This window comes from Bacillus mobilis (assembly GCF_001884045.1).
GTDB classification, from domain to species: Bacteria; Bacillota; Bacilli; order Bacillales; family Bacillaceae_G; genus Bacillus_A; species Bacillus_A mobilis.
Genome location: NZ_MACF01000042.1, coordinates 1 through 12803, shown reverse-complemented (window position 1 = coordinate 12803; position 12803 = coordinate 1). Strand labels below are relative to the sequence as shown.

General features: G+C 35.0%; 10 protein-coding genes and 3 riboswitches. Of the genes, 7 read left to right on the top strand and 3 right to left on the bottom strand.

All coding sequences use genetic code 11. The annotated features are described in order from the left end of the window. Positions 1-34 precede the first annotated feature (34 nt). Both BAQ44_RS04820 and BAQ44_RS04815 read right to left on the bottom strand, forming a co-directional pair. Positions 35-844, bottom strand: a complete 810-nt coding sequence (locus tag BAQ44_RS04820; protein ID WP_063262089.1) for an alpha/beta fold hydrolase — start codon at positions 842-844, stop codon at positions 35-37. Positions 845-860: 16 nt separating this feature from the next. Beyond that, positions 861-2891, bottom strand: a complete 2031-nt coding sequence (locus BAQ44_RS04815) for a catalase (protein WP_071721078.1) — start codon at positions 2889-2891, stop codon at positions 861-863. 182 nt (positions 2892-3073) lie between these two features. Between BAQ44_RS04815 and BAQ44_RS04810 the strand changes: the two genes are divergently transcribed. The 7 genes from BAQ44_RS04810 to BAQ44_RS04780 all read left to right on the top strand — a co-directional run bounded on the left by BAQ44_RS04810 (position 3074) and on the right by BAQ44_RS04780 (position 12083). After that, positions 3074-4330, top strand: a complete 1257-nt coding sequence (locus BAQ44_RS04810) for an ATP-binding protein (protein WP_071721076.1) — start codon at positions 3074-3076, stop codon at positions 4328-4330. Then, a complete protein-coding gene (locus tag BAQ44_RS04805) occupies positions 4327-5547 on the top strand; it encodes an ATP-binding protein (RefSeq protein ID WP_071721073.1) in 1221 nt (406 codons plus the stop codon). Before BAQ44_RS04810 ends, BAQ44_RS04805 begins: the two co-directional genes overlap by 4 nt. 268 nt (positions 5548-5815) lie before the next feature. Further along, a riboswitch (cyclic di-GMP riboswitch) is annotated at positions 5816-5904 on the top strand. Between the two features lie 88 nt (positions 5905-5992). Continuing rightward, positions 5993-6082: riboswitch (cyclic di-GMP riboswitch) on the top strand. Positions 6083-6172: 90 nt separating this feature from the next. Next, positions 6173-6262: riboswitch (cyclic di-GMP riboswitch) on the top strand. A 153-nt stretch (positions 6263-6415) separates the two neighbouring features. Continuing rightward, the gene (locus BAQ44_RS04800) at positions 6416-8998 is read left to right on the top strand and encodes a WxL domain-containing protein (RefSeq protein WP_071721071.1); all 2583 of its coding nucleotides are present in this window, start codon (positions 6416-6418) and stop codon (positions 8996-8998) included. Between the two features lie 42 nt (positions 8999-9040). Further along, entirely contained in the window at positions 9041-9385 is a 345-nt protein-coding gene (locus tag BAQ44_RS04795) for an LPXTG cell wall anchor domain-containing protein (protein WP_071721069.1), read from the top strand. A 46-nt stretch (positions 9386-9431) separates the two neighbouring features. Then, entirely contained in the window at positions 9432-10163 is a 732-nt protein-coding gene (locus BAQ44_RS04790; protein ID WP_071721067.1) for a WxL domain-containing protein, read from the top strand. A gap of 68 nt (positions 10164-10231) precedes the next feature. Continuing rightward, entirely contained in the window at positions 10232-10957 is a 726-nt protein-coding gene (locus tag BAQ44_RS04785) for a WxL domain-containing protein (RefSeq protein ID WP_071721065.1), read from the top strand. A gap of 109 nt (positions 10958-11066) precedes the next feature. Next, entirely contained in the window at positions 11067-12083 is a 1017-nt protein-coding gene (locus tag BAQ44_RS04780; RefSeq protein WP_071721063.1) for a WxLIP family cell surface protein, read from the top strand. Positions 12084-12252: 169 nt separating this feature from the next. On the opposite strand, the gene BAQ44_RS04775 is transcribed toward BAQ44_RS04780, so the two are convergent. Then, the coding region (locus BAQ44_RS04775; RefSeq protein WP_071721061.1) for a hypothetical protein at positions 12253-12803 on the bottom strand (551 nt) is incomplete at its 5' end.

Below are 12803 nucleotides of genomic sequence, written 5' to 3'. Positions count from 1 at the left end.
CCATGATTTTTAATTTTTTTACATATGGATACATTTATGAATGCAAAAACTTTATGAGTTCTTCGTTTAATTCATCCGCTTGATCGATTGGAGAGCCGTGACCGCTATTTGTAAGAGGATGTAACTGAGAATTTTTAATCCGTTTTTGTGTGAGTTCAGCGCTTTTGTAAGGGATCAATTGATCGTGAACACCGTGGAATATTTTTGTTGGGACGTTAATTTTATTTAGATCTTTCGTTACATCTTCATTTGCGGCTGCTTGCAATATTTTGATGAGAGCGTAGGAAGCAGACTGCATACCGAGATAAGAAAACCATTCTAACGTAGCAGATCCTAAGTTTCTATTAAAAAATGATAAAGATACATCATTTAAAAATTTAGGCATATTGGCATACATTTGATTAATGAGGGTATCTGCTTGTTCTTTTGGGACACCGTAGGGAGATTCTTGATTTTTAACGAAAGAGGGGGAAACAGCATCGACTAATACAAGTTTAGAAATGCGATGACCATTATAGCGGGACATGTACCGAATAGAAAGGGCGCCACCTACGGAAAAACCGACTAATGTAGCATTTTCTACTTGAAGCGCTTCTAGAACGATGGCGATATCGTCTGCTAAACGATCGTATGTGTAACCGGTCCATGGTTTATCAGATTGCCCGTTTCCGCGTATATCCATAGCAATACAGCGGAAACCGTGCTGTGGTAACACATTGAGTTGATATTGGTACATTTGATGATTTAAAGGCCAGCCATGGACGAAGAACACAGTTTTACTACCGGGTCCGGGATTTACGTCTTGCACAAAAATATGCACATCTTTCTCGACGGTAACAAACATAAATTATCCTCCTAACCTATTCATATGCTCTATCCCAAAAGCGTTGTTTTGTCATAGCTTTAATAAATTCATTCGCCAGGAGCGTAGGGTTCTGTTCTACTAAGACACCAGGCTTTCCATTAATATTTAAAGATTGAATAACAGTAGATCCATTTTGGAAGGCACCAATTGGCTTAAAGTGATTATAGGATTCTACGACAAATGAAGTCGCTTTATTAAGAAACTTTTCATCAAGGTTTCCTCCAATAAGAAGTAGCCCGTCATAAAGAAGTGAAGATCCTGTTAAAAAAGTATCATTCACGTCCCAACGTACATTTTGCGTTCCTTGCACAGTACCTAACCGCTCGGAAACAATCACTGGCTGCAACCCAACTTGTTTGAACTGGTTTATTATATATTGCGCGTTTTGTCCGTCATATCCATCTGCAACAATGACACCTACTCGTAATGTATTAGGACTAAATGTCGTATTTGCCATACTGAGTGCTGGCGATGATTTCGTAACGCTCGATTCTTGAATATTTGGGACTTTTGCTCCAACCGCTTCAGCGACTAACGTAGCTAATTCAGTACTAATATGTCCAATCATATTTACGACTTGTTGACGGACAGATTTGCTTTTTACTTTTCCTAATTCAAAGGAGAAGGCTTGCATAATATGAACCTTTTCGACGTTACTCATACTATTCCAAAATAAACGTGCTTGAGAGAAATGATCTTTGAAACTGGCGGCTGTTTCTCTCGTTTTATGTCCTGATACAGTGGAAGGATATGTAACGAACCCACCCTTTGTACCGGGGACTGTGTAAGGAGTGTTATTTGCTAAGGAATTATTATGGTAAGCGACTTTTCCTTTATCAATTATATATTTAGAGGCACCATCTCTTTGGTTGTTATGAAATGGGCATACCGGACGGTTAATCGGTAATTCTTGATAATTGGTACCGACGCGTGCCAATTGAGTGTCTGTATAAGAAAAGAGCCTACCTTGTAAGAGTGGATCATTGGTGAAATCAATACCACGGACGATACTTCCAGGATGAAGTGCGACTTGTTCCGTTTCAGTGAATACATTCTCGACGTTACGATTTAATGTCATTTTTCCAATGATTTTAACGGGGAAATCTTCTTCAGGCCAAATTTTCGTCGCATCTAATATATCGAAATCGTATTTAAATTCATCCTCTTCTTCTAAAATTTGAATGCCAAGTTCGTACTCAGGATAGTTTACGGCATTAATATTTTCCCATAAGTCACGACGGTGGTAATCTGGATCAGCACCGCCTAATTTTTGAGCTTCATCCCAAATTAATGAGTGAATACCAAGTTTCGGCTTCCAGTGAAATTTTACGAATCGCGACTTTCCATTTTTATTCACTAAGCGGAATGTATGAACACCAAACCCTTGCATCATTCGAAAGCTTCTTGGAATGGCACGATCAGACATAATCCACATCATCATCGCAGCAGATTCTTGGTTATTGGCGATGAAGTCCCAAAATGTATCATGTGCTGTTTGTCCCTGTGGAATTTCATTATGCGGCTCAGGTTTAAGGGCGTGAATAAGATCAGGGAATTTAATGCCATCTTGAATGAAGAAAATGGGAATATTGTTTCCGACTAAATCAAAATTTCCTTCTTCTGTATAAAATTTAACGGCGAACCCTCGTACATCTCGATTTGTTTCATTCGCACCTTTTGATCCAGCCACTTCAGAGAAGCGAACAAAAAGGGGTGTTTTTTTTGAAGGGTCTTGTAAAAAGTGGGCCATTGTTAGCTCTTCTAAAGATTCATATAGCTCGAATATACCATGTGCGCCGTATCCACGTGCGTGAACGACTCTTTCAGGAATTCGTTCACGGTCAAAATGAGCCAGCTTTTCTCGCATCAGGAAATCTTCTAGGAGGGTAGGGCCACGATCGCCAGCGGTTAAAGAGTTTTCATCATTTGAAATTGTAACACCTGTATTTGTCGTCATTTTCTTTCCTTCATTTTCACGGGTGAAGGCTTCCAGTTGTTCTGTTTTTTTATTTTTTTTGCCGTCCATATAAAACACCTCCCATAATATACGTATTATTGTTTATAGCTTTTATGCGTATATAGTCTGAAGATACTTTGCTTTATTGGGATGATTTTCCTCAAATGTTCGATTTATCTTTGTTTGTCTATGAAAATCATTTATTATAATAAATGGTATTCTTCGAGATATTGTTTTGAAGGGGTGTTGAAGTGAAAGGAAGTTTTCTATCATATAAAGAAGAAGAAAGGAATGCAAAAATTTTTTTATGGGTGTTGTATGTCACGGTTGGTGTATACCAAGGTTCTTATGCCATCGTACTAGAAAATAAAGCATTAATAGAAAACTGGCATAGAGGAATGTGGCAAGTTTTATGTGGAGTAGCAATACTATGCGTGAATATATACTTAGTGAAAAGAGAAAAAGCAAATCTTGTGAAATATACATATATATTCGTATACATAGGGATAGAAATCGTTAATATACTTTCGTATATTCTTTATAATAAGGTGGTATTTGAGGCGACGAATATAATAGAAATTATACTTATTTTCTTTGTGCCTATATTTATAAATAAAAGATTTTTTGTGTGCGTACTTGTCACCATTATAGGGAAATATTTAATTTATTTATTTGTATTAGAGGAAGTAAAAGGGTTTATGTTCCTCATTATGTATACACTCGTATTAATAGCGGCATACATCATTTTAAATCGATTTATACAATACCTTTCAGCGGTAAAGGAAAGTATTAAGATTGCTAGTGAATCACAAAAATTAGCGGTAATTGGAAAAATGGCAGCGACAGTGGGACATGAAATTAAAAATCCACTTGCTTCATTAAAAGGGTTTACGCAATTACAACGAGAGAAGCATGGGGCGGATCCTATTTACAAACAGATGATTTTTGAAATAGAAAATATGAATAATATGATAAGTGAGTTAATGGAAGTTGCTACATGTAAACCTTCTGTTTATAAGAAACATAATATAGGTGAAATTGCATTACAAGCAGTAACAATTGTTCGTGAAAAAATGAATGAATCTAGTGTTCAGCTTATTTCTAATGTGGAAGAAAAGACGATAGAAGTTGAATGTGATGAGCGGAAAATAAGAGGAGTCTTTCTATATGTCATAAAAAATGCTCTGGAGGCGATGGAGCAAGGTGGCACATTAGAGTTACGGTTAGAAAATAAAGGACGAGATTATGTAATGCTAAGTGTAATTGATAATGGTTACGGTATTAAGAAAGAAAATTTAGCTCGTGTGAAAGAGCCCTTTTATACAACGAAACAAGATAAAATTGGCCTAGGCCTTACGGTAGCGAATCGGCTTGTTACTGAGCAGCATCTTGGTGAATTACATATTTCAAGTGAAAGAGATATTGGAACTAGAATAGATATCATGCTCCCGAAGCAACGTGAAAATAATGAAATCCAAGAGGGAGAAAAGCTAGGAGTTACCATATGAATAAAGACGATATATTTAAAAATGAAGAAATGAAGGCACTGAAAATATTTTTAAGTTTATTTTTCATTATATTTTTTGTATACGATCTTGCCTACGAATTTATTGTACCTTTAATAGGAGGAGAGCAAGAGGGAGTAGGACAATTTGAAGATGGTTTAGGTTTATGGCTTTATTTTCTAATGGTGATTTTGTTTTGTATTGGAGTATACTTCATGAAATGGAAGAGTCCATTTGCAGTGAAATATATTATTCTAATTGGATATAACCTATTAGATTTTATCCATAATTTTATGATTTACTACGGTAGTGATGCTGAGTTTGATGGTGGGAATATAGTAGAAGGATTTTTTATTTTATTTGCCCCACTCTTTGTGAATAAAAGATATTTTTGGTTAGTTCCGAGTATACTTGTTGGGAAATATGCTCTTATAGGAATCATCATTCAATCGTCACTCGTTTTAATCCCGATGGCATTATATAGCGTATTTACTATCATATGTTGGATTATGTTTTTAAGGTTTCAATCTTACGTTCGTACGCTTGAGATGATGGATAAAGAAATAGAACAAACAGAAAAGCTAGCAACTGTTGGGAAAATGGCAACAGTTATTGGCTACAAAATTAGAGGACCTCTAGCGAATTTAGATAAATTTGTTAATAAACAAGCGATTAAATATCCAGAGGATAAAATATATAGTGATATTATGAAACAAGAAGTAGAACGAATTCATACAATCGCTACAGAACTTAGTGGATTTGAGAAATCTAAATCACTAGAAGCAGAAGTTCATAATATAGAAGAAATTATCGCTTATGTTATTCGAGTTATGGGGAAGCCTGCTTTAAAGCAAGGAGTGCACATACAAGGTATTTATAGTAAAGACATACCATCGATTACATGCGATGAAAAACGATTAAAGCAAGTATTTTTTAACTTAATTAAAAATGCGATTGAAGCAATGTCAGTTGGTGGAACGATTACGATTAAAGTGACTGTAGAAGATGCAATCATTGTCCAAGTTAAGGATGAGGGTTGCGGCATTCCAAAAGACAAAATTCCGAAGCTAAATGAAGCTTTTTACACAACGAAAGAAACAGGAACAGGTTTAGGTTTAGTAGTCACAGAAAAAATTATTAAAGACCACAACGGTAAAATGAGTTTTGAAAGTGAAGTTGGGGTTGGAACGACAGTGAAGGTTATGTTGCCGATTCGTTGATCGTAAAAAAACATCACTTATTTGAAAGTGATGTTTTTTATTTTATTGTGTAATTTATCTCGCTTTAATGGGCAGTAAGACCCCCACCTCAAAATTCAGCGAAAGCAAAGAATTTTGGTGGGGGTCGGGCTGCCTATTAAAGTCCGATTGGTGAGGGCTAATACTTTATTAGTAAGTAAATCAGATTATAAAAATTAATCGGATTTTTATAAAAAAACTGTTTTCTTTTTTCTATTTTAATGTTATATTCAAAACACGATAAACGAATAAATAAATTTGGCACACTATTCGAAAGAATAGGTCGCAAAGCTAAGAGTCTAAGGTAATACATATTACTATGATAGTCTGGTTGCAATTTAGATTTTCACACATATTGTGATGTATGAAAATCTAAGAGGCAACCAGGCTTTTTGTTTTCCAAAAAGCAAGCAAGGTGTAAAAAAATAAAATAAATGGGCACACTATTCGAAAGAGTAGGTCGCAAAGCTAAGAGTCTAAGGTAATAAAATATTACTATGATAGTCTGGTTGCAATTTGGATGTTCGCACGTATGGTTATGTGTGTGAATACTGAAGAGGCAACCAGGCTTTTTGTTTTCCAAAAAGCAAGCAAGGTGTAAAAAAATAAAATAAATGGGCACACTATTCGAAAGAGTAGGTCGCAAAGCTAAGAGTCTAAGGTAATAAAATATTACTATGATAGTCTGGTTGCAATTTGGATGTTCGCACGTATGGTTATGTGTGTGAATACTGAAGAGGCAACCAGGCTTTTTGTTTTCTATAAAGCATTGTAAGTGTTAAATCTATATGGAAGTGGATTACTATACATATTTTATACAGAATATTCAAAAAAAGAAGGAGGGGATGAATTGAGCAAACAAGTTGGTAAATTTGGACGGATACTTCTTGCGGGAGGAATATTATTTACACAAGTTGGTGTACTAGACTACTCCGCAACTAAAGTTTATGCGGTTACGAATGATGAACAAGGAAGATTTGTTGTTCATATGGATAAACAACAAATAAAAGTTGATGAAAACGTAGTATTAAAGATTACGAATACAAATAAGCAAGATACTAACATTGAATTTAAATTATCTGATGGACAACTTTTCAGTGAAGAAGAAACGAAAAAAATGAACGAACACAATAAAGCGATTCAAAACATTTCTGTAACAGAGGATCGAATTGTACAGATTGAAAAAAGCGAGAACAGTGATTACATCGGTGACATATATGTAGTTATTCAAGTAAAACAAGCTGGAGAGTATAAATTTGTACCGACAGTGAAACTTGAAGATAGGGAAAAGAAGATTGAATCTACTTTACTCCATGTCATCGAAAACAAGCAAGATTCAAAAGTTGCTATTCCTGAAAGTGATACAAAATCTTCAGAAGAACATGCGAAACAAGAAGTAAACAAAACAGAGAAAGTACTAGAAGAAAATAAAAAACAAGAAATAGAATCAACGCATGCTGAAGTTTCAAAAGAAACGGAGCATCTAGAAACAGAAAAAGTGAATGAAGAACAAGTACCAAAGGAAAATGAATTAAAAGAAGGTAATAAGATAAACGAAAATAATGAGAAATTATCTGCTATTCAACCTGAGAAGCTATTAAAAGGCCAATCGCTACTAGCTGCTAGTCCTATTACAAGTATCCTTAAGTATCCAAACGTAAAAATAATCAATAATAGAACTGGTGAGGGACCTTCTATCCCAGGCAAATATGCTTTTAGATTTGTTTGGAGCCCACAAGTAACATATGAAGTAAAGGGTAGTAGCAATGACAGAACCGGTCAAAGTCAATATACATTTAGAAATTCAAGTAGAGAACAATATGTATTAGTGAAAAGGGCTGGTGAATATCAAGGGAAATGGATTGATGTGCGTATTAATATTCACTCCATGACAGCTTCATCAGTAGATGTTAAAACGCCAACTACTAAGGCGAATACGAAAGATTTTCTACAATTATATGGAAATGGTTCGAGAGGAAATACGTATAAAGCGTCCTTTGAATTTTATGAGCATGGAACAAACAAAAAAGTGCCACTAACGGCAATGTGGAATTTCAAAAGGGTAAACAGTTATAAAAATGTAACTTTACGCAATGATGGTAATCATTTAACGAATTTATATGTGTACGATACGAGTTCAATTAGATATCAAGATCAAGGAAATAATAAAATAGAGTTTTCTGGAACTGCTGGTCCAGTTGCAACTCCAGAAGCAGATATGACAATTACATTTGAGGAATTAACAGAATTACCACTTGAAGTGAAATTAAATGCTACGGGTGTTAACTTATCATATGATCAATTAGCAATCGCACAAATTGAAATTCCGGCTCCAGATGTGATTGGAGAAGTAGTAGAAGATAATTCTCGTCAACTTTCATATCATGTATATCAAAATATGCCTGCTCAATCTAAAGATATTCATTATGCAAAATCTTTTGTACTAGAAAGTGAGATCAATAAAGATTTTACTGTGAATGATGTTTCTATTTATGAAGTAGAGGATGAAGTAGATGTAAGTAGCTATTTTGACATTACTATTAAAGGGAACAAAGTAATTGCAACTGCGAAAGCAAATAAATTAAAAACAGAAGAATTTAATGGCAAAATTTATGAGATGGAAATTAAAGGTTCTATCGTAAAAGGTGCCGATGTAATGAAGTATTACAAAAATGGTTATCTTGAAATACCGGTATCAGCTAAAAATTATATAAATGGTGATACAAAGGGGCAAGAGAGTAATCACGATATTGCTAAAATAAGGTACAAAGGTATCCCGGCAGGTAAACCAGTCCCACAAAAAGTAGTACAAGGAACAGATTTAACGAAGATGGATATTACAAAATTTGTTACAGACTTATCTGTAGATACAAATTTAGATGTTGATAAACCGATATCAGTAGTTAAATTAACGAATGTTCCAGATACGAAGAAATTAGGGAATCATACTGTGACAGTTGTAATTGAAACGAAGCAAGGTGTACAGGCAGAAATTCAAGTTCCTGTTACTGTCGTGGATGGAACTTTAAAGTTAATTGATGTACCACAAGAAATTTCTTTTGGGGATCTAACAATTCCATCTAAGCCAACGACATACGCACCGAAGTCCATTTCGAATCCTTTAAAAGTAACAGATGAACGAGCTCAAAAACAGAGATGGAGTGTATATGTAAAAGAGATTACACCTCTTACTTCAGAGCAAAATGATAAATTAACAGGCGCATTAGTGTATAAGAAAAATGGGAGAGATACACCGCTAAGTAGTTCTAACATAGAAGCATTCTCTTATACTTCTAAAAATGATGAGGAAGTGGCGTTAAATTGGAAAGAAAATGAAGGTGTTCATTTACAAGTTAAGCCAGGACCGAACGTAAAAGCAAATACAAAATATGCTGGAAAGCTAGAATGGACTTTAACTGACGCTCCTCTCTAAAAAGTTTATGAAACATATAAATTTTAGAAAGGAGGGAGATAAATGAAAAAAATAGCTTCTTGTATAGCTATTACATTTATATGTGCACCACTCATTACGTTACATGCAGTAAATGCTTCGGGTTTGAATTCGAAAGCAAGTATTACATTTTCAAATAGTTATACACCAATTACATCAACTGATCCGACAGAGACAAAAATAAAACAAGAGACAGTTGATAAAAATGGTACTCGTATTATAAAGGAAAAAGAGAAAAATGGAGATAAACATTTACCGAAAACCGGAGGCCAGACACGGGACTTCGTACAATATATAGGATTGTTTTCGATTGTATTATCTTTATATGTATTCAAAAGAATTAGGGAAAAGCAAGTGTATTCGAAATAGAAAATAGATAAAAAATATAAAAATAGATAAAAAGGGGAAGGTACATATGAAACTAACAAAATTAGCATTAATCGGAGCGGTAACATTATCAACAGTATCAGTAGGAACGTCAGCATTTGCGGAAGAGAAAGCAAACATAAACATGAATTCAAAGACGGACGTAACATTTATTGAAGATAAAAGTACAACGGATCCAAATAACCCAGAAAATCCAAATGAAAAAGTTACACCAGAGAACCCAGGAGAGCATGAAAAAGGAACGGCTGGTCCATTAAGCATTAACTACGTCTCTAACTTACACTTCGGTGAGAATGTCATTTCTGGTAATGATCAAACTTACTTTGCAAAATTAGATACAGTAAAAAAGGGTAATGACAAAGTTGCTGTTCCAAACTTCGTATCTGTAACAGATAAGCGTGGTACGAATGTTGGATGGAAGCTAAAAGTAAAACAAGATGGTCAGTTTAAAAGCGGGACTAATGAATTAACAAATGCAGCGTTAACGTTAAGCAATCCGGTTGTAAATTCAGTAACGGATCAAGCGTATGCGCCAAAAACATTTAACAAGTCTGTTACTTTAAACCCAGGCGGAGCAGCGGTTGAAATTACTACTGCAGAAAAAGGTAAAGGTATGGGAGACTGGACAACTGCATTCGGTAAAGGTTCAGACCAAGGTAAAGAAAGTGTTAGCTTATTCGTACCAGGTACAACTGCGAAAGTAAAAGATGCAAAATATACAGCGACATTAACTTGGACTTTAGAAGATACACCGAACTAAACTATTTTAAGTTTGAATATTATGAATAACTAAAAATTGAAATAAAAAAACAAAGGGGCATATAAACTATGAAACTAGCAAAATTAGCATTAATCGGAGCGGTAACATTATCAACAGTATCAGTAGGAACATCAGCATTCGCAGCGGAAAAAGATGGTGGGAAATTAAATTCGAAAGCATTCATTAAATTTGAAAAAAATACAGGAGAAGTAGAAGTTGTTAATCCTGAAAATCCAGATGAAACTGTAGAGCCAATTGATCCAGATAAAAAAGGGACAAATGGTCCGTTAAGTATCGATTATGTTTCTAACTTTAACTTTGATATCAAAAAGGCATCAGGTAATAATGAAACATACTATGCAGAGTTAGATAAAGTGAAGAAAAAAGCAGATGGTTCTGTAATTGACGTGCCAAACTACGTACAGGTAACAGATAACCGTGGTACAAATGCAGGGTGGCACTTAACGGTAAAACAAAATGGTCAATTTAAAACTGCAGACGATAAAGCATTAGATGGTGCAGCGTTAACGTTAAAAAATTCAACTTTAAAATCAGCTGCAGGTAGCGATGCACCAACAGCAGCTCAATCTATTACATTAAATCCAAATGGTGATGCATCTGACTTAATTGACGCTAAAGTAGATCAAGGTATGGGTACATGGGCAAATGCATTTGGTAAAGATGCAGTAGAAGCGAAGAAAAGTGTAGAGTTATCTGTGCCAGGTAAAACGAAAAAAGAACAAGCAGAATACACAACTTCATTAACTTGGGAACTGACAGACGCTCCTATGTAAGATGGCGGAATTTTATGATAAAATAGGAATTTAAGAAGAGATAAGGGAGCTTATTTAACCTTATCTCTTTCTTGTCTATAAAATGAATATGAAGGGGACTACATAAGAGATGGCAAAAAAAATATTTACTAGCTTACTATTAATTGCGTTCTTTATGGTAAACACTTTTTCAGCATATGCTGCAGAAATGAAGTTCGCAGTAACAGCTGTTATACCAGAAAACCAAATTGATAAAAATCAAACGTACTTTGATTTGAAAATGCAACCAGGACAAAAGCAAACAATTCAAGTACAAATGAAAAACGATACGAATAAAGAAGTTGTTGTAGAATCATTTGCGAATACAGCAATTACAAATAGTAATGGAATTACAGATTATAGCACTGTAGAGCCGCCAATGGATTCTACAATGAAAAATCCATTCTCGAAAATTGCTAAAATGCCAAAAGAAACGAAAGTACCCGCAAATAGTGCGGTTACAATTGATGTAAATTTGGAAATGCCAAGTGAGTCGTTTGATGGCGTTATTTTAGGTGGTTTATACTTTAAAGAAAAAGAAGATGAAGCGTCTAAGAATAAACAAGAGGGCGTACAAATTGAAAATAAATACGCATACGCAATCGGTGTTGTTTTACGAGAAACAGATGTTGAAGTAAAACCAGATATGAAATTAAACGAAGTGAAGCCAACGCAAATAAATGGACGTAACGTTGTAACAGCGAATTTACAAAACGTAAAACCAGCAATGTTAAAGAATTTAAGTGTTGATGCAAAAGTATATAAAGAAAAAGGGAAAGACGTTTTATTTGAAGAAAAAAAAGAAAATTTAAGAATGGCACCAAACTCAAACTTTGATTACGCTATTAGCTGGGAAAATAAAGCGTTTGATCCTGGGACGTACCGAGTAGAAATAACAGCTACTGATGGCGATCAAAAATGGGAATGGAAGAAGAACTTTTCAATTGAAGGAAAGACAGCGGATAAGCTAAATGATTCGGCTGTAGAAGCGAAGAAAGACTATACGCTATATTATATTATTGGTGGAGTGCTTCTAGTAGTCTTACTACTCGTTCTTGTATTCTTCTTGGGGAGACGTTCTAACAAAGAGAAGAATAACGAAAAATAATAATATATTGATAGTACAAATGAGTAAAATAAGTAAATAATGGATATTTTTCCATAAAAAACATATAATGAACTTGTCTGTTATTTGTTTTAATTCATTTGTATTTCTATTTGTTGGGCCCTAATTATTGGGGCCTTTTTTTGTTAAATACATTACTGTTAAGAAGGAACTAAATATTAGTGATTAGAAAAATTGAATATACAGCACTTGCAGTAATGCCAGGGGTAATATAAAGGGATATAGCATCTCCTCTCGAAATGGGGTTTCCAGTCGTAACGCTCGTCCAAGTTACAGTAGCGGGACCCACCGCTGGAGTCGGATTAAACACTTGAATTTGTCCTGATCCAGTATCCGTCGGTTTAATTGAAAATACAATAGTTCCGGTAACTTTGTCAGTAGTAGTTAAAGTAATAGTAGACAGGATGTAGCTAGAGGTAGGAACTGAGAGGTTTGTAGGGACATTCCTGCAAATATTAATCGTATAAACAGCAGCAGGTAAGTTATTTACATTTATCGACGCAGCAAAACCAACTATATTTCCGGCACCGGCAGTTACATATGGAATAACGTTAGAATCAACACCAGGAGAACCCGCTATACGTTGAAAACCAGCATTTGTTCCTTGAAAAACAATACTTTTTGCTGATACATTACCTGCGGTGCCAGTCGGTCCGGTGCTCCCAGTCGGTCCGGTGTTCCCAGTCGGTCCGGTGTTCCCAG

Coding starts and splice junctions, on each gene's coding strand:
- BAQ44_RS04780 (WP_071721063.1), top strand. CDS start 11,067: ATGGCAAAAAAAATATTTACTAGCTTACTATTAATTGCGTTCTTTATG.
- BAQ44_RS04805 (WP_071721073.1), top strand. CDS start 4,327: ATGAATAAAGACGATATATTTAAAAATGAAGAAATGAAGGCACTGAAA.
- BAQ44_RS04815 (WP_071721078.1), bottom strand. CDS start 2,891: ATGGACGGCAAAAAAAATAAAAAAACAGAACAACTGGAAGCCTTCACC.
- BAQ44_RS04820 (WP_063262089.1), bottom strand. CDS start 844: ATGTTTGTTACCGTCGAGAAAGATGTGCATATTTTTGTGCAAGACGTA.
- BAQ44_RS04790 (WP_071721067.1), top strand. CDS start 9,432: ATGAAACTAACAAAATTAGCATTAATCGGAGCGGTAACATTATCAACA.
- BAQ44_RS04785 (WP_071721065.1), top strand. CDS start 10,232: ATGAAACTAGCAAAATTAGCATTAATCGGAGCGGTAACATTATCAACA.
- BAQ44_RS04795 (WP_071721069.1), top strand. CDS start 9,041: ATGAAAAAAATAGCTTCTTGTATAGCTATTACATTTATATGTGCACCA.